We start from the raw sequence: 23,349 nt of genomic DNA, 5'->3' as shown, positions 1-23,349 counted from the left end.
CTGCCGCACCAACACCTTGATCGTCACGATTGACGCATCGGTGGTGTGAATCGCCCGGCGGTACGGAAGGCGCGGGGCACTGCTCCGTACAGCGGGGCGGGTCCGGCAGGGCGCCCGGGCCGCTCCCCGCCCCGGCTATCCGCCGGTCAACTCGCGCACGGTGGCCATGTCGCTGAACGGCAGCAGCACGCCCTCGGCACTCTGGTGCGGTTCGCTGCCCTTGCCCGCGATGAGCACGATGTCGTCCGGGCCCGCCTCCGCCAGAGCGGCGGCGATGGCCTGGCGGCGGTCGGTGTGCCGCTCGTACGGCGTTCCGGTCGACGCGATGCCCGGCGCGATCTGGTCGAGGATCACCTCGGGGTCCTCGTAGCGCGGGTTGTCCGAGGTGAGGACGCACAGATCGGAGTGGGTGCCCGCGATGGTGCCCATCTCGGCGCGCTTGGTGGTGTCGCGGTCGCCGCCGCAGCCGAAGACGGTGATCACCCGGCCCCGGGCGAAGCCCCGGATCGTGGTGAGGACCTTGCTGAGGGAGTCCGGCGAGTGGGCGTAGTCCACGATCACCGAGGTGCCCTCAGGGGTGCGGAGCCGTTCGAAGCGGCCGGGGATCTGCGGCATCCGCTCCAGGGCGTCCACCAGCCCGGTCAGGCCATGGCCCAGAAGGTGGCACGCGGCCAGCGTCGCCAGCGCGTTGGAGACCGAGAACCGCCCGGGCGAGGGGATCGCCGCCGGGTACTTGCGGCCGTCGTGGTGCAGGGTGAACCGGGTGCCCGAAGCGTCCACGGCGAGGTCGCTGGCACGGTAGTCGGCATCGCCGTCCAGCGCGTACGTGGTCACCGCGTCGGGCATCAGGTCACGGATCCCGGCGCCCACCGGGTCGTCGGCGTTGATCACGGCGCGGCGGCACAGGCCCTGGAAGAGGCGGAGTTTGGCGTCCCGGTAGTTCTCCATGGTGCCGTGGTCGTCGAGGTGGTCCTGGGTCAGGTTGGTGAAGACGCCGACATCGATGAAGGTACGGTCCAGACGGTGCGTCAACAGGCCCATCGACGTGGCCTCCAGGACGACGCTGCCGGCGGACCGGTCGCGCATGTACCCCAGCAGGTACTGGAGATCGGGCGATTCCGGGGTGGTGAGCACCGAGGGCGGCATCGGAATGGGCTCGTCCCCGATACGGCTCCCCGCGGTGCCGATCACGCCGACCCGTGCGCCCTCGGCGAGGCGGAGCACCGACTCGGTCATGTACGAGACGGACGTCTTGCCGTTCGTCCCGGTGATGGCGATGAGGTCCATCGCCCGGCCCGGTTCCCCGTGGTAGCGGGAGGCGACGACCGCCGCGGCCCGGCGGGCGTCGGGGACACGTACGGCGCAGGCGTCTCCCACGGCCGCGGGAAGGGGTGGTGCCTCTTCGTCGACCAGGACGGCGACCGCGCCGCGTGCGACCGCCGGCGCGACGGCCTCGGGGCCGCCGGCGGCATGGCCGGGTACCGCGACGTAGACGGAGCCGGGGGTCACCCGGTCCACGTCGAACGTCGTTCCGGCGGTGACGTCCGTGCGCTCCGGGGCTCCCTGGAGCACATGGTGGTCCTGCCCGGCCAGTAGGTCGCTCAGCTTCACGATGATCCCTTCGAGTGCGGCGCGGCCCCGGTCGTGCGGCCGTCGCCGGGAAGCGGCCCGGGCGGGTGCGCCGTGGGCCGCGTGATGCGGTGGAGCCGATGGTTGGATCTCGCGTCCGGCGCGTGCCGGTGCGGCTGTGTCTCCGGTGTTCGGCGGGCCGGAGGCGGTGGTGTTCGGGTGCGTGGTGGGGCGGAGGACCGGGGCGGAGTTGCCGTGGTCCACGAACGCCGGATGCGGCCGGATGCCGCCGAATGTCAGCGGAAGCCGCCGACCGGAATCGCTGCGAAGAACGCTAGCCGTGGCCGTGCAGTGCCGTACGCCCCGTCCCGGGCGCCGCGTCGGCGGGCGCCGGTGGCGCGGCCGCGCGGGAGACGGCCGGGGGCAGCGCGGAAGCGGCCCGGTGCGGGCGGCACTCCATCGGCTCTGCGCTACGTCCCATGCGCCGAGTGTACGTGCGGTGGGAAGCCCCCCGGTCCGGCTCCGGATCGCCCCACGTCCCTGCGGCCCGGCACGAGGCGAGCGGCCCGGTGGCCCGGAACGCGACAGCCTCCTCTGCCCGCCCTGCGCTGCCCTGCTCTGCTCTGCCCCGCCCTGCCCTGCGCTGCGCTGCTCTGCCCCCCTGCGCTGGTCTGCTCTGCCGCTGAAGAGTCCGTGAACCGGCAGCAGAGCGGCCACGCACGCCCGCGACCTGCGGACGGACCCGTTCCCGGCGCTCTCGCCACCCGCCGGATTCCGATCTTCCCTTTGCGGCCGGAGCAGGACCGGAGTGGAATTGCGTACAGGGGACAGTGGTTCTCCCGAGGAAAGGACGCACCATGAGCGACACCGACTGGGGGGACGACGTCTACCAGCCCCAGGAACAGCCCGAGGCTTCCGACCCCGATGAGCAGCTCGGCGCCGAGGACACGCTCATGGATCCTTCCGGCACCGGTGACCCCCTCGACGAGGGGTATTCGCCGCCGGACCGGCCGTGGGCGGTCGAGGGCCGCGGCACCACCGCGGCCGAAGGCCTCACGGGCGAATCCCTGGAGGCCCGGCTGACCCGTGAGCTGCCCGAGCCCGACGGATTTCCGGGCGACGGCGTGGGCGATCTGGTGGGCGGGGACGGCGAGCTCTGGGACGGCGAGGTGGGCGTCGTACGTGCCGGGCGGCTGACCCAGCAGGCCGACGGGAGTGTTCCGGCCACCCTCACCGCCAGCGATGTGGGCATCGACGGTGCGGCGGCCTCCGCCGAGGAAGCGGCCATGCACGTCATCCCCGACCCGGCGGAGGAGGACTCGCTCGTCGACGGCGATGCACTGCCCGGCCCCAGTGGTACGGCCTCCTCGCCCTCACCCTGAGCCCACCCCCGGGCTCCGCACCCTGAACGCCGCCGTCCCCCGCTCCGTACCCCCTGGGCGAACGCACAGCACACACCGTGTGTACGGCTTGCCCACCGCGTGCCTCGTACCTCAGCACCGCACACACCACTGATCCCACAGGAGCACACAGATGAGCGGCACCGCCCGGATCGGCGTCACCGGACTCGCGGTCATGGGCCGCAACCTCGCCCGGAACTTCGCGCGCAACGGTTTCACCGTCGCCGTGCACAACCGCACGGCCTCCCGGACCGACGCCCTGGTCGAGGAGTTCGGCGACGAGGGCACCTTCGTCGCGGCGCACACCCCCGAGGAGTTCGTCGCAGCCCTGGAGCGGCCCCGGCGGCTGGTGATCATGGTGAAGGCCGGTCAGCCCACCGACGCGGTGATCGGGGAGTTCGCGCCGCTGCTGGAGGAGGGCGACGTCATCATCGACGGCGGGAACGCCCACTTCGAGGACACCCGGCGCCGCGAACGGGAGCTGCGCGAGCTCGGCATCCACTTCGTGGGGGCGGGGATCTCCGGCGGCGAGGAGGGCGCGCTCAACGGGCCCAGCATCATGCCGGGCGGATCGGCGGAGTCCTACGCATCGCTGGAGCCGCTGCTGGAGAAGATCGCCGCGCAGGCGAAGGACGGCACACCGTGCACCGCGCACATCGGCCCCGACGGCGCCGGGCACTTCGTCAAGATGGTCCACAACGGCATCGAGTACGCCGACATGCAGCTTATCGCCGAAGCCTACGACCTGCTGCGCTCCGTGGGCGGCTACTCCCCCACGCAGATCGCCGACGTCTTCCGCACCTGGAACACCGGGCGGCTCGACTCGTACCTCATCGAGATCACGGCGGAGGTCCTCGCCCATACGGACGCGGCGACCGGCGCACCCTTCGTCGAGATCGTGCAGGACCGGGCCGAGCAGAAGGGGACCGGGCGCTGGACCGTACAGATCGCGCTCGACCTCGGTGTTCCGGTCTCCGGGATCGCCGAGGCGGTCTTCGCCCGGTCGCTTTCCGGCCACGCCGATCTGCGAGAGGCCGCCCGAGGTCTGCCGGGGCCTGCGCCGGAGCCGCTGAAGGGGGCGGAGGCCGCGGCCTTCGCGGACCGGGTCGAGCAGGCCCTGTACGCCTCCAAGATCGTCTCGTACACGCAGGGCTTCCACCAGATCCGGGCGGGCAGCGAGGCGTACGACTGGGGCATCGACCCCGGTGCGGTGGCGGCGATCTGGCGGGCGGGCTGCATTATCCGGGCGGCGTTCCTGGACCGCATCAGGGCGGCCTACGACACCCGGCCCGACCTGGTGAGCCTGCTGTCGGACGAGGAGTTCGGCCGGGAGATCGGCGCGGCCCAGGACGACTGGCGGTCGGTGGTCGCCGAGGCGGCGCGCCAGGGCGTTCCGACTCCGGGGTTCGCCGCCGCACTTGCGTACTACGACGGGTTGCGCGCGGAGCGACTGCCCGCGGCGCTCACCCAGGGGCAGCGGGACTTCTTCGGGGCGCACACCTACCGGCGTACGGACCGGGAGGGGGCGTTCCACACGCTCTGGGGCGGCGACCGGTCCGAGGTCGGGGCCGGCTGAGGCCGCCCGGGGCGCTCCCCCGGCCGGGCCACCCGGGGTGCGGGCGGGGGCGGGACGTGGGTTAGTTGCTGCGAGCCCGGTTCGCCGCCGTTCGTTCGGTCCCCTTCGTTCGGTCTCCTTCGTTCGGCGTCGTCCATTCGGTGCCGTCTCGTTCGTCGCCGTCCGTACACCCCGCCTGTTCACCCCCGCCTGTTCCCCCTCCAGTGGAGTGCGCGCATGCCCGACGCCGTCCCCGATCCCGTCTCCGTCCAGCCCGTCGTGGCGCCGGTGACCAACGCGGCGCTCTTCCTGGTCGGCACGATCGAGCCGGGCGGCGAGAGCGCCGTGCGGGACGTGCTGCCGGATCTCGCGGCCGTGGCGCGTTCGCTCGGCTTCCGGTATCCGGACTCCGGGCTCGCCTGTGTGACCGGCTTCGGCTCCACCGCCTGGGACCGGCTCTTCGACGGGCCGCGCCCCGCGCGCCTGCACCCCTTCCGGGAGCTGCGGGGCCGCCTTCACCACGCCCCGGCGACCCCGGGCGACGTGCTGCTGCACATCCGGGCCGAGCGGACGGACCTCTGCTACGAGTGGGCCGCCCAGCTGCTCGACAAGCTGGACGGGGCCCTGCGGATCGTGGACGAGACGCACGGCTTCCGCTATCTCGACCACCGGGACCTGCTCGGATTCGTGGACGGTACGGAGAATCCGGTGGGTGAGGAAGCCCGTGCGGCGGCGCTCGTCGGTGTGGAGGACGACCCGGACTTCGGGGGCGGCAGCTACGTCGTCGTACAGAAGTACCTGCACGACCTCAAGGCCTGGAACGCGCTCTCCGTCGAGGAGCAGGAGCGGGTCATCGGCCGTACCAAGCTCGACGACGTGGAGTTCCCCGACGAGGAGAAGCCCGCCGACTCCCACCTCGCGCTCAACACCATCACCGATCCGGACGGCACCGAGCGCGACATCCTGCGGGCGAACATGCCGTTCGGGAACTTCGGGCAGGGCGAGTTCGGCACGTACTTCATCGGGTACGCGGCAGACCCCGACGTCACCGAGCGGATGCTGCGCAACATGTTCCTCGGTGATCCGCCCGGAACGCACGACCGCATCCTCGACTTCTCCACGGCGGTCACCGGTTCCCTCTTCTTCGCCCCCCGCGCCGACTTCCTCGACGCCCCGCCGCCCCTGCCCGCCCCTGGCCGCTCCGCCGACCGGCCGGAACCGGTGCCCGCACCGGTCCGGCAGGAGCCGGTCACGGCCGCGCCGGACCATGGTTCGCTGCGCATCGGCAGCCTGCAAGAAAGCGCCCAGTGATGAACAACCTGCACCGCGAACTCGCACCGGTCACGCCCGCCGCCTGGGACGAGATCGAGGAGGAGGCCCGGCGTACGTTCCGCCGTCATGTCGCGGGCCGCCGCGTCGTCGACGTCTCCGATCCGGACGGCCCGACGCTGGCCGCGGTCGGAGACGGCCATCTGCGCGACATCGATCCGCCCACGCCGGACGTACTGGCCCGGGCTCGTACGTCGATGCCGGTCATCGAGTGGCGGGTGCCGTTCACCGTGACCCGGCAGGCCGTGGACGACGTGGAGCGCGGTTCGGCCGACAGCGACTGGCAGCCCGTCAAGGACGCGGCGCGCACCTGTGCGTTCGCCGAGGACATGGCGATCATCGACGGCTACGCCTCGGCCGGGATCACCGGTCTGCGGGACGGTTCCTCGCACGACCCGCTGCCGCTGCCCGCCGACGCCCGGGACTATCCGGTGGCGGTCAGCCAGGCGGTGACACGGTTGCGGCTGGCCGGAGTCGACGGACCGTACCGGCTGCTGCTGGGCGCGGACGCGTTCACCGAGGCCGCCGAGACGTCCGACCACGGGTATCCGGTCAAGACCCATCTCAGCCGCCTGGTGGACGACGAGATCCTCTGGGCTCCCGCGGTCAAGGGCGGGGTGCTGCTGTCCACCCGGGGCGGTGACTTCGAACTCCGCCTGGGCCAGGACTTGTCGATCGGCTATGCGGACCACGACGCCACCAGCGTCCACCTCTACTTCCAGCAGGCGTTCACCTTCCGGATGCTGACGCCGGAGGCCGCGGTCGGCCTGATCGCCTGAGCGCGGGCGGACGACGGGAGACGGACCAGGGGCGACAGGCAGCGGGCGACAGGCAGCGGGCGACGGGCGACGGGCGACGGGCGACGGGCGACGGGCGACGGGCGACGGGCGACGGGGCATGGAACATGGGTCATGGGAAAGCGGGGCAGCCATCCGGGATTCTGACCGTATGACGCAGACGCCTTCGGCACACCCCGCGCGCCCCGGCCCGACGCCACCCTCCTCCTCCCGGCCCTCCCGGCCCTCCCGGCCCTCGCGGTCCTCCCGGTTCGACGCCGCTGTCCGGGCGGCCGTCGGACAGGGGCTGCTGAGCGAGACCGGGCCGGTCGCCGGGTTCATCGACACGGACGGGGTGCGCGCCTCCGTGGCCGCCCTGCACGACGCCTTCGCCCGTACGCCCGGCGTGCTGCACACGTTCGCGGCCAAGGCCTGCTCGCTCATCCCGGTGCTGCGGCTGCTCGCCGACTGCGGCATGGGCTGCGAGGTGGCGAGCCCGGGCGAGCTGCGGCTCGCGGTGGAGGCGGGATTCGCCCCGGCCTCCATCGTGCTGGACTCCCCCGCCAAGACCCGCGAGGAGATCCGGCTGGCGCTCGCCCTGGGCGTGGCGGTGAACGCGGACAGCATCGACGAGCTGCGCCGCATCGACTCCCTGCGGAACCGGGGCACTTCCTCCGTACTCGGGCTCCGGGTCAATCCGCAGGTGGGCGGCGGCTCCATCGGGCCGATGAGTACGGCGACGGACACCGCGAAGTTCGGGGTGGCGCTGCGCGACGCGGGAGCCCGCGAGGCAGTGGTCCGTGCCTTCCGGGACCGCCCGTGGCTGACCCGGCTGCACACCCATGTCGGCTCCCAGGGCTGTCCGTTGGAGCTGATCGCGGCCGGAGTGGCCCGGACGTACGAGCTGGCCGACGAGATCAACGCGACGCTCGGGACCCGGCAGGTGACCAGCCTGGACATCGGCGGCGGCCTGCCGGTCAACTTCGCCGACGACACGGTACGCCCCACCTACGCCGACCACGTGGCGGCCCTCACCGAGGCCGCTCCCGGCCTCTTCTCCGGGCGCTATGGGCTGGTCACCGAGTTCGGCCGGTCGCTGCTCGCGAAGAACGGGTTCATCGGGGCCCGGGTGGAGTACACGAAGGACGCCGGGGGCCGCCGGATCGCGCTCACCCACGCCGGGGCGCAGACCGCCACCCGTACCGTGTTCATGCCCGACGACTGGCCGCTGCGGATCGGCGCGTTCGGCCCGGACGGCGCACCCAAGGACGGTCCGCCGCTGGCGCAGGACATCGCGGGTCCGTGCTGCTTCGCGGGGGACGTGGTGGCGTACGGGAGGGAGCTCCCGGAGCTGGCCGAGGGCGATGTGGTCGTGCTGTACGACACGGGGGCGTACTACTTCTCCACTCCTTGGGCGTACAACAGCCTGCCGCGGCCCGCGGTGTACGGATTCCGGAGGGTCGGGCCGGACGGGCCAGTGGCCTTCGCGACGGTACGGGACGCGCAGTCGATGGACGCGATCGCGACGGAGAGCGGTCTCGCGCACGCGGACGCACTGGTCGGCGTACAGGGCGGCGGTCCGGCCGATCAGGGGCGGTCCAGCATTTAGTAGCCATGTACATAATAGCTATGTACGCTATTGGTTATGAAGGAAGCGAACGACGACGTCGGGGCAGCGGCCCCGGGCGGTCCGACACCGGGATTCCTGGTCTGGCGGCTGTCCATGAAGTGGCGGGTGGCCGTGGACCGGGCGCTGGCACCGCTGGGACTGACCCATGCGCAGTTCGCGCTCCTGGGGTCCCTGTGCGACCTCCAGCGCTCAGGAACCCGGCCCAGCCAGCGGCGGCTGGCCGATCACACCGGGCTCGAACCGCTCTACGTGTCCAAGCTCGCCCGGACCCTGGAGGCCGCGGGGCTGCTGGACCGCACGCCCGACCCCGCCGACACCCGGGCGGTCCAGCTGAGCCTCACCGCCGACGGACACGCCGTCACCGCCCGGGCCGTCACGGTCGTCCGGGACCTCATGGACCGCCTGCTGGAGCCGCTCGGCGGCCTCGCCGGGCCCGGCACCGCGGCCTTCACCGAGCAGCTGAGACGCCTGCTCGACGTATCGCTCGCCCCATCGACGTTCACGGAGGAGCAGTCATGACCTCGACGACCCACGTCAACGGACAGATCATCGGCCGGGCGCACTACGCCACCCGGGCCCTGCTGGAAGGCCTGCTGACCACGAAGGGCACGACGTTCCACGAGGCGGTGGCGCTCAACGCGGTCGCCGACCGGGACGGGGAGGCCGACCACGCCGCCCTGGTGGAGCGGATGACGGGCACGCTGAAGGTCGATGCCGCGACGGCCGGGGCGGTGCTGGCCGCACTGACGGCGGCCGGGCTGCTCAGGGAACTGCCTGGCGAGGGCGCCCGCCTCGGGCTCACCGAGGCGGGCCGGGAGCTCCAGGCCGGCATCGCGACCGGGACCGCGGAGCTCGCCGCCCGGCTCTACGGGGACCTGCCCGCCGAGGACCTGGCCGCGGCGGCACGCGTGCTGAACGCCGTCACCGAACGCGCGAACGAGGCCCTGGCGACCACCTGAAGGCCGACGGGCGGGCTTCCGGCCCCGCCCTCACGTCCCCGCGGGCTGGGGCTCCGGCTCCGGCTCCGGTACGGGTTCCGGGCCGGGCGGCTGCGGGATCGGGTCCGGCGCCGGACCGGGCGGCACGGGCGCGGGTCCCGGCGGCACCGGGGGCGGGCTCGGTACCGGGGTGGGCGGACCGGGCACGGGCGGAGGCGTCGGCGCGGGCGGTACGGGGTCGGGGTACGGGTGGGTCATTCGATCCTCCACAGCGACACGAAACGGACAGATGGAGCTTCCCTCCACCGTCTCCCGGTGCGGCTGCCCGCGCCTGCCGAGTCCACACATGGGCGGAGCGGCGTCACTCAGAACAGCTCACGGTGGCTCCTGAGCTGCCGCTCCGCCTCCCGGACCAGATCCGCCGGCGCCTCGGGCGCCTCATCGGGGTGGCGCTGGGCCCACTTCGCCGCGTAGGGGCAGAGCGGCACGACGGGCACGCCCTCGCGGGCGGCCAGGGCGTAGAACTCCCGGACGAGCGCCCCGGCGATGCCCTTGCCCTCGCGCTCGGGACGGACGACCGTGTGCACGGCCACCAGCGCGCCGGGGGCGGGCTCCATGACGAAGTACGCGATGCTCCCGGCGGGCGTGCCGTCCTCGTAGGCCACCAGGCTGCCGCGCTCCCGGTCGTCCCTGATCTCCACCGGCGTGTTCTCCGCCATGGCTGCCGCTCCCTCGCTCGCTGGGCCCGGACGTCGCCCGTCCGGGGGTGCGGGCGCCCGGCTCAGCCGCCCGCGACGACGGCCTGCGGGCTCCGCTCCGTACGGGTCCCGGGCACCGGTGCCGAGGCGTCGGAGCCGAGCTCCACGATCCGGTTCTCCGCGTCCACGTGCACGACCCGAGGCACGAGGGCCCTGGCCTCCGCGTCGTCGACCTGCGCGTAGCTGATCAGGATGACCAGGTCACCGGGGTGCACGAGGTGCGCGGCGGCACCGTTGATCCCGATGACACCGGAGCCGCGCTCGCCCTCGATGACATACGTCTCCAGACGGGCGCCGTTGTCGATGTCAACGATATGGACCAGCTCGCCGGGCAGCAGGTCGGCGGCGTCCATCAAATCGGCGTCGATGGTCACGGAACCGACGTAGTGCAGGTCGGCCTGGGTGACGGTGGCCCGGTGGATCTTGGACTTGAACATGGTGCGCAGCATTCTGAACTCCTAGAAGACGGCTCCCTGCCGGCTTTCTGCAGGTCAAGGGCGTTCTCCACTGTACATCGGCACGTGTCAAATCGAAGATCGTTCGCAGGTAGCGGTCGTTCTCGTACTCGACGGGTGGGACGCGGCCTATCTCATCGCGCAGGCGCCGGTGGCAGCAGCACCAGTCGACCCACCCGGCGGGGACCGGCTCGACCTGGGCGAGTGTTTCCCGAGGACCACTGCGGCTTGATCAACCAGGTTGCGCAGAGGCCGACGGCGCCCAGGTGCTCGGCGGGCCGGAAACTCGCGTACTGCGACCCGGCGTCTGAGCGATGGACGAACCCGCCTTGAGTACATGGGTGTTGGTCGGGGTCACGCTGCCGAAGACCCACCGCTGCCGTCATCGGCACAGGAGCAGGACGTGCCCCCGGCGCGTCCGGCCCCCGCGTGGACGTACGCAGGGGCCGGCCCGGAGAAAGGTGACAAGCGAGGGGACGCCGGAAGGCGGATTCCCCGCCGGGACGCCGGCGGGGGCCGGAGGCCTCTCGGCTACGGTCCCGCGGTGTACGAGGGGAAGGGACCGGTCACGTCGTGTACTGCGAGTTGAGGCGTACGTATCCCTCGGTCAGGTCGCAGCCGTACACGGTGAACCGTCCCTCTCCGATGCCCAGGTCGATGCCGATGACCACCTCGTCGGCGGCCTTGAGATAGGCGGCCACCGAATCGCGGCGCTCGTCCTCGTCGGCTCCGGGAGGGTAGACGCCGATGTCGCCGAAGCGCACGGCAACGCGTTCCGGGACGATGTCCGTGTCCTCCTGGCACTTTCCGATCGCCATCACGACCCGACCCCAGTTGGGGTCCGCGCCGTGGACGGCCGTCTTGACCAGCGGGGAGTTCACCACGGCCTTGCCGACACGCTTGGCCTGCGCCTCGTCGCGCGCGCCTTCGACCTCGACCTGGATCAGTGTGGATGCGCCCTCGCCGTCGGAAGCGATCATCTTCACCAGCCCCAGCGCGACCGACAGCAGGGCCTGCTCGAACTCCTCGGGACCGACCGGCCCCGCCAGGCCGTTCGAGAAGATCGCAGCCGAATCGGACGTGGAGGTGTCGGTGTCGATGGACACGGCGTTGAACGTGATGTCCATGACGCGCTTGAACACCGCCGCCAGCGTCTCCTCGTCCAGTTCGGCATCGGTGGCGAAGAACGTGAGCAGGGTCGCCATATCGGGTTCGATCATCCCGACGCCCTTGGCGATGCCGGTCAGGGTCGCTTCGCCGATCCGCGCGCTGAGGAACTTCGGCCGGGTGTCGGTGGTCATGATCGCCCGAGCGGCCGCAGTCATGTCGCGCGGCGCACCGGCAGGCGGCCACGTGAGCCCGTTCAGGTGGTCCAGGATCTGCGGCATGGGGTACTGGCGGCCGATGACCCCGGTGGAGGCGACCAGCAGCTCGGACGGTGCGATGCCGAGGGCGCGTGCGGTGGCATCCCGTACCTCGGTGGCGTTCCGGGACCCCTCCACTCCCGTGGCCACGTTGGCGTTGCGGGCGATGACGACCACGCCGCGCGCCCTTCCGTCGGCCGCCGCGGCACGCGAGAGCGTCACGGAAGGGCCGGCGAACCTGGACCGGGTGAAGACCGCTGCGGAGCGGGCCGGTACGTCCGAGGCGATGATGCACAGGTCATCGCGCCCGTCGTCCTCGATTCCGACCGGCGCGGTGTGAATGGTGAACCCGCGGGGTACCGCACCATGCATGAAAGTCCTCGATTCGTAACATGTGGGGATGTGGACGGCGTAGGCGAGCGGTGGACGGGAAGCCGGTGGCCCGCCGCCCGCGTCCTTGGTACCAGAACCTCTCGTGCGGCGTGCCCCTGGACTCCGTTCACTCTGTCAGTTGCCGTCCGCCCCGCCGGCGGCGGGCGGGGCGGTGTCCGCGACCGACAGCACCGCGTAGTCGTACATACCGTAGGCCGGTGACATGACGACGTTGGCGGCCCTCGCACCTCTGAACACGACGGACTTGACGTACATGTAGGGGCACATGACGGCCTCGTCCATGGCTGCGCGGTCCACGGCCGCCCAGATCCTCGCGCGTTCCTGCTCGTCGCGCGTCGCCGCGCCGGCGTCGAGCAGTGCGTCGATCCGGGGAGAGGCCAGCTCTCCGAGGTTCTGGTTCCCCGTCTCCTTGATCGCCCGCGAGTCGGCGATCTGCTGGAGGAAGCCGTAGCCGTCGGGGAAGTCGGCGGCCCAGCCGAACATGACGATTCCGATCTCGTGCTTCCGCACGAACTCGGGGACCCCGACCGCCTTGGTGAAGTAGTCACCGGAGGTGAACGGAACCACCTCGGCGCGTATACCGACGCGGGCCAGCCCGTCCGAAAGGGCGAGAGCGGCGTTCCACTCCTTGGTGCGGTCCTCCCGGGCGGCGATCCTGGTGGCGAACCCGTCGGGGCGGCCGGCCAGAGCCAGTTCGCGTTCGGCCGCTTCCAGGTCCCCCGTCCCCCCGGGGCCGACCGGGTAGCGGTCGAAGGGTTCGTGTCCCACCACGGACGAGGGCAGCAGGGTGGTGGCGATCTCGCCGGCGGGGCCGCCTCCGTAGGCGGCGAGCATCGACGCCTTGTCGGTGGCGTACTGCACGGCACGCCTGGCGTGGATGTTCGCCAGCGGGCCGATGTTCCGGTTGATGCAGTAGAGCCACACGAATCCCGTGCGGGGGTTGTCGACCTGCCGCATCAGGTCCTGGTCGGCCAGGAGGCGTGCCTGGGTCCCGGGCTGTACCCCGACGCCGGCGAGGTCGATGTCGGCCTCCCCCTCGACCAGCATGCGGTCGACCTCCTGTCCGCTCACCCCGAGCCGGACCGTGATGCGGTCGGGAAGGGCCGTGCGTACGGGATCGGTTGCGAAGGCCCAGTGCGGATTGCGGCCGAGGACGAGTTCTGTCCCTGGTGTGTACGAGTCGATGCGGTACGGGCCCGAGGACACGGGGTGGCGGCGGTACCCGGGAAAGTCGTCGTGCTCGCGCGGCACCGGGATCGTGGTGGGAAGCGCTGCGAGGTAGTCGAACGCGGCGAACGGCTCGCGCAGGTGGAAGACCACGGTGCGGTCGTCCGGTGTCTCGACCCCCTCCGGCCCGGTGAGGTACTGGCGGAGGTACGCGGGCCCCCCGCGCGTGACGGGGTCGCCGTACACCGCCTCGGGGTAAGCGGCGCGCAGCACCGCGTACTTCACGTCCCGGGACGTGACGGGGGTGCCGTCCTCGAAGCGGATTCCCTCGCGCAGCCGGTAGGTCCAGGTGCGCGAGTCGCCCGATGCGTGACCGAGTTGCTCCGCCAGGTCCGGTACGAGGCTGGAACCGCCCTTGCCGTCAGTGGCGTAGCCGACGAGCGGGCGTCCGATGAGCCGGATGAAGTTCCAGGTGTACGCGTAGTAGGTGTCGGCGGGGTCCAGGGAGTCGAAGTCGTCGGTGCGGACGTACCTGAGGGTGCCGCCGCGTCGGTCGGACGGATTCACGATCCCGTGTGAGGTCGTGTGGGATGCCACGGTGTTGTCAGCGCCCTTCGTGTCGAGCGGATGGTGCGGGGTTCCTGGATCCGTCTAGCGATCCAGCGCTACGTCCGGCCGGCCGGCGTCCGATGGCGGGTGGACGGCCAGTTCCCACATCGACCGCGTGCCGGCGTGGGTGAAGCCGAACGCGGCGTTGATGCGGAGCATGTGGGCGTTCTCGGCCGAGTTCCACGTGTCCACCTGGGCGAGGCCGCGCTCGGCCGCTCGGCACGCGGCCAGGTTGTGCTGCTTGACCAGCAGTCCCAGACGCCGCCCGCGGTAGGCGGGGTCGACCACGGTGACGGCCTGGAGGGCGTTGTCCGGGTTGGCGCGCGTCATCGAGAGCGCGGTCCAGGCAGCCATCCGCCCCGAGCGGGCGTCGATGATGCCGCACTGGTAGGCGCGCCGGCCCCGGGCGATGCGCATGCGCTCGAAGTCGCGGATCCGGGCCACGGCGCTCGGCTGGGGTGCCCATTCGAGCCGACCGGTCGGGGCATCGGCCGACAGGGTGGCTTCCAGGCGTGCCGCCTGCGCAACGAGGTCCTCGGGAACCGTCGAGCCCCAGAAGCGCAACCGCAGCGGTTCCGGGACGGGCTCGGTGCGGGGCGCCGCGTCGACGAGGAGCCGCAGGTGAGGGAACGTGGCGAGGGGCCGGGCCCCCAGGGCCTGGGCGAAGCACCGCTGCGCGGGCGGCGCGGAGCGGTCTCCCGGTCCCGCATCCGCGGCCAGCAGGATGCGCGAGCGGCCGTGCGCGGTGGCGCGGTCCCGCACGAACTCCGCGGCCCGCGTTCCGACGCCTCTGCGGCGGAAGGCGGGGTGGACGAGGAAGACGGCCGCGGTGACGGCGTTGTCGTTCTCCTCAAGGGGGAACTCCAGCCGTACGGAGGCGACACAGGTCCGGTCGGCCGAGTAGGCCGCCCACTCCTCGATCGCGGTGGCCGGCGGAGGTACGGCGAGGGAGCCCTCCAGGTCGGCCGGGCAGGGAGGCGGGAGATGGGGTGTGTCGGCTGCCTGTGCCGCGAGGCGCAGGCGGTGGACGTCGTCGACCGCGCGCCGGTCGGACGGGGTCACAGGGGCGAAGGATTCCGTCATCGGGCCAGTCCCATGGCTTGGATGTCGTACAGCCCGAAGGCGGGGTGCACGTACACGTTGGTGACGTCGGGGTGCCGGTAGTGCAGTGTGCGGTCGTGGGCCATCGGAAGGATCACTGCGCGTTCCATGACCGTGTCCTCGATGCGCTGCCAGAGCCCCTGCCGCGCGGACGGATCGGCAAGGGCCTGGGCTTCGTCGACGAGACGCTGGACCAGGGGGTCGTCGATCTCCGCGAAGTTGAAGTTTCCGCCGCCGCGCTTGATCTGCCGCCCGTCCACCAGAGGGGCGAGGAAACCGTATTCGGTGGGGTAGTCGGCGCCCCAGTCGGTGACTCCCAGGCCGAGGCCCAACGCGCGCACGGTATCGGGGTGCCCGAGGCCCGACCGGTAGTACGAAGCGGTGTCCAGGACCTCGACGCGGGCCTTGATGCCCACTCGGGCGACCGCTTCCGAGAGGGCGCGGGCCACGAGTTCGAACTTGCCCGGCTGGGTGGCGATCACCGTCTCGAAGCCGTCGGGGAGTCCTGCGGCCGCCAGTTCGGCTCTGGCGGCCGGCAGGTCGCCCCTGAGGTCGGCGCCGCAGGGGTAGCGGTCGCTGCCGGTGTGGGAGGGCAGAGTCGGGGGGATCAGGCTGGTGGCGAGTGAACCGCCCACCCCGCTCCCGCCACGTGCTTCGAGGAGCGCGGCCTTGTCCGCGGCGTAGAAGACGGCACGCCTGGCATGGAGGTTGTCGAAGGGAGGGACGGAGGTCTGAACGGTGATGTACTGCAGGAACCCCGTCGCGGGGTTGTCCGCACAGGCCCGCAGAACGGGGTCGGCGAGGATCGCGTCCCGTGCGGCGTGCTGGATACCGCGCCCTTCGACGTCGATGTGGAACTCCCCGGCGATGAGTCTCCTGTCGAGGTCGTCGACGTCCACTCCGAAGGTCACGGCCATTTCGTCCGGCAGGGCCGTGCGCAGCGGGTCGTCGGCGCGGTTCCACAGCGGGTTGCGGACGAGATGGAGAGAGCGGCCGGCCTCGTAGCTGCGGATGCGGTACGGCCCGGAGCACACCGGGGCCTTCTCGTAGTCACCGCGGGTGTCGAAACGGGCGGGGACGGGTGCGGTGTTGGGCTGTGCCATGAGGAAGTCGAAGTCCGCGAAGGGCCTTCTGAGCCGGAAACGCAGGGTGTGGTCGTCAGGGCAGTCGACGGCTCGGCAGCGCTGTCCCCGGTAGGGGCCCCGGTAGTCGCCGTGGTCGAGGAGGTCGAGGAGGTACGTCGGCCCGCCGGCGAGGGTCTCCTGGGCGAAGACGCGTTCCACCGCGTAGGCGACGTCCTGGGCGCGAACCTCCTCGCCGTTCTCGAACCTGACGCCTTCGCGGATGCGGTACGTCCACGTCAGGCCGGAATCCGAGACCTCACCGGGGCCGATGGCGAGGTCCGGTACGACGGTGGGGGACACGGGATCGGTCCCGAATGCCATGAGCGTGCGGTGCATGGTCCGCTGGAGCAGCCACGACCAGACGTAGTAGGTACGGGCGGGGTCGAGCGAGTCGACGTCGGCCGAAGCGACCATCCGCAGACGGCCGCCCGGGGCTCCCCCGGGGTTGGCCAGGGCTGCCACCGCTGCGTTCCAGCCGGACATCAGGCGAGTTCCTTCACGTAGAGGTACTGCTGCGAAAGAGTGCAGCCGCGGGAGACCTTGGCCTCGGTGGAGCCGATGCCGTAGTGGATCGTGCCCACGCCGTACCGAGCGGCGTGGTCCGCGAGCGAGTAGTACAACAGCTCGTAGTACAGCGGGAGTTTGCCTACGGCCGCGTAGTCGAAGCCGGCGCGGTGGGCGAACCAGGCGTCCGAGTGGGAGAGGATCAGGGCGAACCCCACGATCCGGCCCTCCTGAACGGCCTTCGAGACGAGCGCCCGGTCTCCCAGGCGCTGTGCGGCGGCCCGCAGAACGGCCTCGGAGCGCCTGGGGTCCCAGCCCGCCATGCCGTACTTGGCGAACAGTTCCGTCTCCAGGGAGGCGAGGCGGGGGATGTCGGCGGGATCGAGAGGTTCCAGGGTGATGTGTACGCCGGAGGCCTCGATGCGGCGGCGCTCGGCCCGCACCCGGCGCGCACGCCGGGCGGGGAACGCCGACGCGTAGTCGGCGAAGCCGTCGCCGGGCAGGACCAGGGACGCGAACTGCCCCGACACGTGGGAGACGTAGCCGCGTGCACGGAGCACACCGCGCTGGACCCGGTCGGCTGCGTCGACGTACGGCAGGCAGATCGACCGCGCCCCTTCCCGCGCGGCGATGCCCTCGGCCTCTTCGAGGATGCGGTGCGCCGTGTCCGCGTCGGCGCCCGGGCCCAGGAGGAGGCGGGTCCGTCCGAGGTGACGCCCGCCGCACATCATCGAGGGCATCAGCCGCTCGACCTCGCCGAATGCGCCCAGTATCGCTGCGGCCCCGTCCATGCCCTCGCCGGCGCAGTGCCGGATCAGCAGATCGGTGCGGCCCAGCGACCACGGGGACTCGCGGGTGGCGTGAACCATTGGCAGCGCCGCCAGAACACGGCTGTCGGCCCGAGCCGTGAGGTATCCCATCCGCGCTCCCGCGGAGTCCTGCAGGACACGCATCCAGTCCGGCAGGAGGAAGAAGTCCTCCGGCCCGACGAGCGTGTCCCAGCCCGCTTCACGTGCGTCCTCGGGCGTCTGCCATCGGTTGATCACAAGTGCACTGCTCACGTGGCAGATCCTCGGTTACGGCGGTCTCCACCCGCTCTCGGCGCGCTCCTTGATACCCGCTGGAGAGAACGGCGAGAGCGGACCGCCCCAGGGTGGGCCCCGACCCCCCGTCACACCGTGAACAGGAGAGCCTAGATGTCCCGTGTATCCACTGGCCCCAGTGAGCAGCCGACCACCGCGCACGCCCTGCTCAAGCGCCTCCGAGAGCACGGGGTCGAGAAGGTGTTCGGCGTGGTCGGCCGTGAGGCGGCCTCGATCCTCTTCGACGAGCAGGACGGGGTCGAGTTCATCCTGACCCGGCACGAGTTCACCGCCGGCGTGGCTGCCGACGTGCTGGCCCGGATCACCGGTCGCCCGCAGGCGTGCTGGGCCACCCTGGGCCCGGGGATGACCAATCTGGCCACCGGCATGGCGACCAGCGTCCTCGACCGCTCCCCGGTGATCGCGATGGCGGCCCAGTCGGAGTCGCACGACATCTTCCCCAATGACACGCACCAGTGCCTCGACCTGGTCCGGATCGCCGAGCCGGTGTCGAAGTACGCCGTCGAGCTGCAGCGTCCGCGGGAGATCACCGACCTGGTCGACTCGGCGGTGACGGCAGCCATGACGGAGCCGGTCGGTCCTTCCTTCATCAGCCTGCCCGTGGATCTGCTGGGCTCCTCGGAAGGCATCGACATCGAGGCCGACCACGGGCCCGCGCTCACGCCCGCCAAGCCGATCACAGCCATCCAGCCCGGGTGGCAGCTCGCGGCGGACCAGGCCGTCGCCTTGGTGCGCGAGGCCGCCAATCCGGTCTTCGTCGTCGGCGCCGCCGCGATCCGCGCCGGTGCGGTCCCCGGAATCCGCGCTCTGGCCGAGCGGCTGAACATCCCCGTGATCACCACGTACATCGCCAAGGGCGTGCTGCCCCACGACCACGAGCTGAACTACGGCGCGGTCACGGGATACATGGACGGCATCCTGTCGTTCCCCGCGCTCGAATCGCTCTTCGGGCCGGCCGACGTCATCCTGACCCTCGGCTACGACTACGCGGAAGACCTACGGCCTTCCATGTGGGAGCGGGGCAGGGCCAAGCAGACCGTGCGGGTGTCCCCGACGGCCAACCCGGTTCCGCGGATCTACCGGCCCTCGGTGGACGTGGTCACGGACGTGCTCGCGTTCGTCGACCACCTGGAAGCCGGCACCTCGGAAGTACGGCCGAAGGACCGGCACGAGATCACGGCGGTCCGTGAGCGGATAGCCGAGCTGCTGGCCGACCCCGAGCAGTACGAGGACGGCATGCGCGTCCACCAGGTGATCGACTCGATGAACACCGTCATGGCCGAGACCGCCGAAGGCTCCGAGGGGACGATCGTCTCCGACATCGGGTTCTTCCGTCACTACGGTGTGCTCTTCGCCCGCGCCGACCAGCCGTACGGGTTCCTCACCTCCGCCGGCTGCTCCAGCTTCGGCTACGGCATCCCCGCGGCCATCGGCGCCCAGCTCGCCCGGCCCGGCCAGCCGACGTTCCTCATCGCGGGCGACGGCGGCTTCCACTCCAACAGCGCCGATCTGGAGACCATCGCGCGTCTGGGCCTGCCCATCGTCACGGTCGTCGTGAACAACGACACCAACGGTCTGATCGAGCTGTACCAGAACATCGGCCACCACCGCAGCCACGACCCGGCCGTCAAGTTCACCGGGGTGGACTTCGTGCAGCTGGCCCAGGCCAACGGGGTCGACGGCACCAAGGCGACCACGCGCGAAGAGCTTCTCGCCGCGCTGCGCAAGGGCGTCGAGCTGGGGCGGCCCTACCTGATCGAGGTCCCGGTGGACTACGAGTTCACTGCGGGTGGCTTCGGAGCGCTGAAGATCTGACATGGCGCAGACCCACCTTCCCGCCGCATACGGCTTCCTGGCCTCCGCCCACACCAGCGGGGGCAGGATGCCGGCGGCCGTCTTCGCCACGCTCGGGCGGCAGACGCTGCTGGCCGAGCGGCTGCGCGCACAGACCGTGGACGCAGTCCTGGTCCACCCCGGATCCGAAGCCGACGGGGCCTACACGACCGACGGTGACTCCCTGCTGCTGTTCGCCGGGGAGATCTACAACCGTGAGGAGATCCACGGCACGCTGGGCACGGAGGAGAGCGCGTCGGACGCCGTGCTCGTGACGGGGCTTATCGAGAAGTACGGCCTGCACGCATTCCGGATGATCAACGGCCGGTACGCGGCGCTGGCCGTGTCGGGCACCCGCGTACTGGCCGCCACGGACCACGCGGGCTCGATTCCCCTCTACGTACGCGTCGAGCCGGGTCGGGTCCTGGCCGCCACCGAGGTCAAAGCACTGGCCGGCGCCGGCCCGGTGGGCCGCTGCGCCCCGGTGCTGGGAGCACGCCGGATCCGAGGACTTCCCGGGCTCCACCAGGTACCCGCCGGGGCTGTCGTCGACATCGGCGTGGACACCGGGTCCGCCGCGGTGCACCGCACGTGGCTCCCGCCCGTGCACCGGTGCCTGACGGAGCCGGACGACGCCGTCAACGCGGTACGGGCGGCCCTGGACAAGGCCGTGGTGCGGCGTCTTCCGGCCGCCGGGCGGCCACTCGTGGTGCTGTCGGGAGGCATCGACTCCTCGGCCGTCGCCGCGCTGACCGCCGGTGCGTCCCCGACCAGAACCGACACCCTGTCGATGGGTACCGACGTCTCGAACGAGTTCCCCCAGGCGAGAGTCGTCGCGGAGCACCTGGGATCGGACCACCGGGAGATGACGGTGGAGTCCGGCGAACTGCTGGCCCTGCTCCCCCACACCGTTCACGCCGCTGAATCGCTGGACCCGGAAGTGATCGAGTACCTCCTGCCCTTGACGGCGATGTACCGCTGTATCGGCGGCCCGCCGCGCAGGGTCCTCACCGGCTACGGAGCGGACATCCCCCTGGGTGGAATGCACCGGGAGGACAGGCTGCCGAACCTGGACGCGGCCGTGGCTCTCGACATGGACTCCTTCGACGGACTCAACGAGATGAGCCCTGTGCTGTCGGCGGTGTCCGGCCACTGGTCCACCCACCCCTACTGGGACCGCGAGGTGCTGGAGCTCCTGACCTCGCTGGAGTCCGGTCTGAAACGCAGGTTCGGACGGGACAAGTGGGTTCTGCGGGCCTCGGTGTCCGACCTGTTGCCGACCGAGACCGTGACCCGGCCCAAGCTGGGCGTGCACGAGGGATCGGGCACGACGGCCTCCTTCTCCCTCCTGGTCCGCCGGGCAGGAGCCGGGGAGGAGGACATCGCCTCGGTCAAGGCCCAGGTCGTCCGGCACCTCTTCGACCGGACGGTGGTGGGCGGCGAGCAGCCTGACGACATCGACATCGAGGACGTCATCGACAAGATCGTGGGCGGGGGCGGGACATGACCGGATACGAGCGGTTCCGGGGCAAGCGGCTCGCCATCGTGGAGTCGATGCTCCACGACGCGTTCTACTCGGGTATCCACCGCGCCCGGGACTTCGGCTGTGAGATATGGCTGCTCGTGCAGGGGGAGGAGTGGTACACCGGCGGACAGCGGCCGCTGTCCGAGCACCCTCTCGGCCGTGTCGACCGGGTCCTGCACGTGGACACACACGACTGGCGTGCCGTTCTGGAAGCCCTCACCGACGAGAACGGCAAGCCCCTGGTGGACGGCATCCTGTCGTTCTCCGACTACCACACCGAGGTGACCGCCCGCGCGGCGGAGTCACTCGGACTGCCGTCCCAGGGAATGGACGCGGTCCGCTCGGCGAACGACAAACACCTGCTGCGGGCCGCGCTGGACGGGGACCCGGCGAACGTGCGGTGGCGGCTCGTGACCTGTGCCGACGAGCTGGACGAAGCCATCGCCCACGTCGGGCTGCCGCTGATCGCCAAGCCCCCCTCCGAAGCCATCTCCTACGGCGTCCGCAAGTGCTCGACGGCTGCGGAGGCCGAAGAGGCGTGGCGCGAGCTGTCGGGTGTCCGGCGCTCCCTGCGGGGGCAGCCGAGGCCCGGTCACGTGCTCGTGGAGGAGTACGTCGAGGGCACCGAGGTGAGTGTCGAGTCCATGACCGTGGACGGGAGCACCCATTTCTTCGGCGCGACGTCCAAGTACCTGCACAGGCAGACGATGCTGGAGGAGGCCCACTCGTTCCCGGTCGCCCTCGACCCGGATGTCTGGGAAGCGGTCCGGTCCAGCGTGGAGAGGGCCCTGTGTGCCATCTCCTACCGGCAGGGCCCTGCCCACACCGAGGTGATGATCACCGGTGACGGGCCGCGGGTCATCGAGGTGAACCCCCGGCTGCCGGCGCACATGATCTCCACGATGGTCACCGACGTGTGCGGAACCAACCCGCATCTGGACGCGAAACTGCTTGCGCTCGGAGTCGGGCACGTACCGGAGGGAGTACCCGGCCGGGGGCCGGTGGGCGGCGCCGCGGTGGTGGTGCTGTTCCCCGACGAGAGCGGCGAGTTCGTCCGCATCGAGGGGCTGGACGGGGCGGTCCGTCCCGGCGTCTCGGTCAGCCTCCACCACCAGCCGGGCGACCTGGTGGCCCAACGGCTGGACAACTCGGCGTCCGTCGGCTTCGTCTACGCCCGCGGAGACACCGCCGAAGCCGCTCTGGAAGAAGCCCGGCGCGCAGCGGCGGGCATCCGCATCCGCACCCGAAGGACGGCTCCGTGAGCGGTCAGATCAATTCGAGCGTCTCGCCGCGGTACGCGCAGCTCCCCACGTTCATGCGCCTTCCGCACGATCCTGCCCCCAGAGGGATGGACGTCGTGGTCATCGGCGCTCCCTACGACGGGGGGACCAGCTACCGCCCGGGGGCGCGCTTCGGCCCTCAGCAGATCCGCTGCGAGTCCGGGCTCGTGCACGGCACCGGCATCGACCGCGGCCCCGGCGTCTTCGACCTGATCAAGGTAGTCGACGGCGGGGACATGAACCTGACTCCTTTCAACCAGCACCTCGCCGTCAAGGCGGCGCAGGACCACCTGTCGTCCCTGCTTGCGGACAACGCCTCCTTCCTCATGCTCGGCGGCGACCATTCGCTCACGCTGTCCGCGCTGCGAGCGGTGCACGGCCGGTACGGCCCCGTGGCGGTTCTGCATTTGGACGCGCACTCGGACACCAACCCGGCAATGATCGGCGGGGAGTTCCACCACGGAACGCCGTTCCGCCACGCCATCGAGGAAGGGCTGGTCCAGGCGGACGCGATGGTCCAGCTCGGCATCCGCGGGCACAACCCGAAGCCGGACAGCCTGGACTACGCGCGGGGGCACGGGGTGCGCATCGTGACCTCGGACGAGTTCGCCGACCTGGGAGTGCGGAACACCGCCGACCTCGTCAAGGAACGGCTGGGGGACCGACCGGTGTACGTCTCCGTGGACATCGACGTGTTCGATCCCGCGTTCGCCCCGGGCACCGGCACCCCCGCCCCCGGCGGTCCCACCAGCCGGGAGGTGCTCGCACTGCTGCGGACGGTCGGTGAGCTCAATCCGGTCGGGTGCGACGTCATGGAGGTGTCGCCCGTGTACGACCACGCCGGCATCACCAGTCTGCTCGCCACCGAGGTGGGAGCCGAGCTGCTGTACCAGTACGCCCGCGCGCACCGAGCCGAGAAGGAAGAGGAGAGGTAGG

20 protein-coding genes are annotated in these 23,349 nt (G+C 71.3%); 11 read left to right on the top strand and 9 right to left on the bottom strand.

Annotated features, from left to right (window positions below):
- Positions 1 to 135 precede the first annotated feature (135 nt).
- Both CIB93_RS15410 and CIB93_RS37935 read right to left on the bottom strand, forming a co-directional pair.
- On the bottom strand, positions 136 to 1,611 hold the full coding sequence (locus CIB93_RS15410; RefSeq protein ID WP_096627421.1) for a UDP-N-acetylmuramoyl-L-alanyl-D-glutamate--2,6-diaminopimelate ligase: 1,476 nt from the start codon (positions 1,609 to 1,611) through the stop codon (positions 136 to 138).
- A gap of 292 nt (positions 1,612 to 1,903) precedes the next feature.
- Entirely contained in the window at positions 1,904 to 2,050 is a 147-nt protein-coding gene (locus tag CIB93_RS37935) for a hypothetical protein (protein WP_179500121.1), read from the bottom strand.
- A 376-nt stretch (positions 2,051 to 2,426) separates the two neighbouring features.
- Here CIB93_RS37935 and CIB93_RS15405 point away from each other — a divergent pair, with 376 nt between their 5' ends.
- The 7 genes from CIB93_RS15405 (at position 2,427) to CIB93_RS15375 (ending at position 9,218) form a co-directional block, all read left to right on the top strand.
- The gene (locus CIB93_RS15405) at positions 2,427 to 2,951 is read left to right on the top strand and encodes a DUF5709 domain-containing protein (protein WP_096627393.1); all 525 of its coding nucleotides are present in this window, start codon (positions 2,427 to 2,429) and stop codon (positions 2,949 to 2,951) included.
- A gap of 151 nt (positions 2,952 to 3,102) precedes the next feature.
- On the top strand, positions 3,103 to 4,545 hold the full coding sequence (gene gndA / locus CIB93_RS15400) for an NADP-dependent phosphogluconate dehydrogenase (RefSeq protein WP_096627392.1): 1,443 nt from the start codon (positions 3,103 to 3,105) through the stop codon (positions 4,543 to 4,545).
- Positions 4,546 to 4,761: 216 nt separating this feature from the next.
- Positions 4,762 to 5,835, top strand: a complete 1,074-nt coding sequence (locus CIB93_RS15395) for a Dyp-type peroxidase (protein WP_096627391.1) — start codon at positions 4,762 to 4,764, stop codon at positions 5,833 to 5,835.
- Positions 5,835 to 6,632 (top strand): family 1 encapsulin nanocompartment shell protein, encoded by a 798-nt coding sequence (locus tag CIB93_RS15390; RefSeq protein ID WP_096627390.1) that lies wholly within the window; start codon positions 5,835 to 5,837, stop codon positions 6,630 to 6,632. The genes CIB93_RS15395 and CIB93_RS15390 overlap by 1 nt, the downstream gene beginning before the upstream one ends.
- Before the next feature lie 169 nt (positions 6,633 to 6,801).
- Positions 6,802 to 8,238: a diaminopimelate decarboxylase gene (locus CIB93_RS15385; RefSeq protein ID WP_096627389.1), complete on the top strand. Its 1,437-nt coding sequence runs from the start codon at positions 6,802 to 6,804 to the stop codon at positions 8,236 to 8,238.
- Positions 8,239 to 8,274: 36 nt separating this feature from the next.
- Complete coding sequence (locus CIB93_RS15380; RefSeq protein ID WP_096627388.1) at positions 8,275 to 8,778, top strand: MarR family winged helix-turn-helix transcriptional regulator; 504 nt, start codon at positions 8,275 to 8,277, stop codon at positions 8,776 to 8,778.
- Positions 8,775 to 9,218, top strand: a complete 444-nt coding sequence (locus tag CIB93_RS15375; RefSeq protein WP_096627387.1) for a winged helix DNA-binding protein — start codon at positions 8,775 to 8,777, stop codon at positions 9,216 to 9,218. The genes CIB93_RS15380 and CIB93_RS15375 overlap by 4 nt, the downstream gene beginning before the upstream one ends.
- A gap of 344 nt (positions 9,219 to 9,562) precedes the next feature.
- On the opposite strand, the gene CIB93_RS15365 is transcribed toward CIB93_RS15375, so the two are convergent.
- The 7 genes from CIB93_RS15365 to CIB93_RS15335 form a co-directional block, all read right to left on the bottom strand.
- The gene (locus CIB93_RS15365; RefSeq protein WP_096627385.1) at positions 9,563 to 9,916 is read right to left on the bottom strand and encodes a GNAT family N-acetyltransferase; all 354 of its coding nucleotides are present in this window, start codon (positions 9,914 to 9,916) and stop codon (positions 9,563 to 9,565) included.
- A 62-nt stretch (positions 9,917 to 9,978) separates the two neighbouring features.
- Entirely contained in the window at positions 9,979 to 10,404 is a 426-nt protein-coding gene (panD, locus tag CIB93_RS15360) for an aspartate 1-decarboxylase (protein ID WP_096627384.1), read from the bottom strand.
- Between the two features lie 572 nt (positions 10,405 to 10,976).
- Positions 10,977 to 12,146: a bifunctional glutamate N-acetyltransferase/amino-acid acetyltransferase ArgJ gene (gene argJ, locus CIB93_RS15355; protein ID WP_096627383.1), complete on the bottom strand. Its 1,170-nt coding sequence runs from the start codon at positions 12,144 to 12,146 to the stop codon at positions 10,977 to 10,979.
- 135 nt (positions 12,147 to 12,281) lie between these two features.
- Complete coding sequence (locus CIB93_RS15350) at positions 12,282 to 13,901, bottom strand: ABC transporter substrate-binding protein (RefSeq protein ID WP_257002206.1); 1,620 nt, start codon at positions 13,899 to 13,901, stop codon at positions 12,282 to 12,284.
- An 84-nt stretch (positions 13,902 to 13,985) separates the two neighbouring features.
- Complete coding sequence (locus CIB93_RS15345) at positions 13,986 to 15,026, bottom strand: GNAT family N-acetyltransferase (RefSeq protein WP_143660051.1); 1,041 nt, start codon at positions 15,024 to 15,026, stop codon at positions 13,986 to 13,988.
- On the bottom strand, positions 15,023 to 16,651 hold the full coding sequence (locus CIB93_RS15340; protein ID WP_096627380.1) for an ABC transporter substrate-binding protein: 1,629 nt from the start codon (positions 16,649 to 16,651) through the stop codon (positions 15,023 to 15,025). Before CIB93_RS15340 ends, CIB93_RS15345 begins: the two co-directional genes overlap by 4 nt.
- A complete protein-coding gene (locus CIB93_RS15335) occupies positions 16,651 to 17,733 on the bottom strand; it encodes a GNAT family N-acetyltransferase (protein WP_143660050.1) in 1,083 nt (360 codons plus the stop codon). The genes CIB93_RS15340 and CIB93_RS15335 overlap by 1 nt, the downstream gene beginning before the upstream one ends.
- 135 nt (positions 17,734 to 17,868) lie before the next feature.
- On the opposite strand from CIB93_RS15335, the gene CIB93_RS15330 reads away from it, so the two are divergent.
- The 4 genes from CIB93_RS15330 to speB are packed head-to-tail and all read left to right on the top strand — an operon-like array spanning position 17,869 to position 23,348.
- On the top strand, positions 17,869 to 19,590 hold the full coding sequence (locus tag CIB93_RS15330) for a thiamine pyrophosphate-binding protein (RefSeq protein WP_096627378.1): 1,722 nt from the start codon (positions 17,869 to 17,871) through the stop codon (positions 19,588 to 19,590).
- 1 nt (position 19,591) lies between these two features.
- The gene (locus CIB93_RS15325) at positions 19,592 to 21,115 is read left to right on the top strand and encodes an asparagine synthase-related protein (protein ID WP_096627377.1); all 1,524 of its coding nucleotides are present in this window, start codon (positions 19,592 to 19,594) and stop codon (positions 21,113 to 21,115) included.
- On the top strand, positions 21,112 to 22,395 hold the full coding sequence (locus tag CIB93_RS15320) for an ATP-grasp domain-containing protein (protein WP_096627376.1): 1,284 nt from the start codon (positions 21,112 to 21,114) through the stop codon (positions 22,393 to 22,395). The genes CIB93_RS15325 and CIB93_RS15320 overlap by 4 nt, the downstream gene beginning before the upstream one ends.
- 53 nt (positions 22,396 to 22,448) lie before the next feature.
- Entirely contained in the window at positions 22,449 to 23,348 is a 900-nt protein-coding gene (speB, locus tag CIB93_RS15315; protein ID WP_096627420.1) for an agmatinase, read from the top strand.
- The last annotated feature ends 1 nt before the right edge of the window (position 23,349 follow it).

The organism is Streptomyces sp. WZ.A104, assembly GCF_002382885.1.
GTDB lineage: Bacteria > Actinomycetota > Actinomycetes > Streptomycetales > Streptomycetaceae > Streptomyces.
Note: the sequence above shows the minus strand (reverse complement) of the source record. Positions and strands in the feature narration are given on the sequence as shown.

Bases quoted from the DNA above. Each gene is read 5' to 3' on its own strand.
- CIB93_RS15375 (WP_096627387.1), top strand. From the start codon at position 8,775: ATGACCTCGACGACCCACGTCAACGGACAGATCATCGGCCGGGCGCAC.
- panD (WP_096627384.1), bottom strand. From the start codon at position 10,404: ATGCTGCGCACCATGTTCAAGTCCAAGATCCACCGGGCCACCGTCACC.
- argJ (WP_096627383.1), bottom strand. From the start codon at position 12,146: ATGCATGGTGCGGTACCCCGCGGGTTCACCATTCACACCGCGCCGGTC.
- CIB93_RS15365 (WP_096627385.1), bottom strand. From the start codon at position 9,916: ATGGCGGAGAACACGCCGGTGGAGATCAGGGACGACCGGGAGCGCGGC.
- CIB93_RS15320 (WP_096627376.1), top strand. From the start codon at position 21,112: ATGACCGGATACGAGCGGTTCCGGGGCAAGCGGCTCGCCATCGTGGAG.
- CIB93_RS15390 (WP_096627390.1), top strand. From the start codon at position 5,835: ATGAACAACCTGCACCGCGAACTCGCACCGGTCACGCCCGCCGCCTGG.
- CIB93_RS15340 (WP_096627380.1), bottom strand. From the start codon at position 16,651: ATGTCCGGCTGGAACGCAGCGGTGGCAGCCCTGGCCAACCCCGGGGGA.
- CIB93_RS15405 (WP_096627393.1), top strand. From the start codon at position 2,427: ATGAGCGACACCGACTGGGGGGACGACGTCTACCAGCCCCAGGAACAG.
- CIB93_RS15385 (WP_096627389.1), top strand. From the start codon at position 6,802: ATGACGCAGACGCCTTCGGCACACCCCGCGCGCCCCGGCCCGACGCCA.
- CIB93_RS15325 (WP_096627377.1), top strand. From the start codon at position 19,592: ATGGCGCAGACCCACCTTCCCGCCGCATACGGCTTCCTGGCCTCCGCC.
- gndA (WP_096627392.1), top strand. From the start codon at position 3,103: ATGAGCGGCACCGCCCGGATCGGCGTCACCGGACTCGCGGTCATGGGC.
- CIB93_RS37935 (WP_179500121.1), bottom strand. From the start codon at position 2,050: ATGGGACGTAGCGCAGAGCCGATGGAGTGCCGCCCGCACCGGGCCGCT.
- CIB93_RS15380 (WP_096627388.1), top strand. From the start codon at position 8,275: ATGAAGGAAGCGAACGACGACGTCGGGGCAGCGGCCCCGGGCGGTCCG.
- speB (WP_096627420.1), top strand. From the start codon at position 22,449: ATGCGCCTTCCGCACGATCCTGCCCCCAGAGGGATGGACGTCGTGGTC.
- CIB93_RS15330 (WP_096627378.1), top strand. From the start codon at position 17,869: ATGTCCCGTGTATCCACTGGCCCCAGTGAGCAGCCGACCACCGCGCAC.
- CIB93_RS15395 (WP_096627391.1), top strand. From the start codon at position 4,762: ATGCCCGACGCCGTCCCCGATCCCGTCTCCGTCCAGCCCGTCGTGGCG.
- CIB93_RS15345 (WP_143660051.1), bottom strand. From the start codon at position 15,026: ATGACGGAATCCTTCGCCCCTGTGACCCCGTCCGACCGGCGCGCGGTC.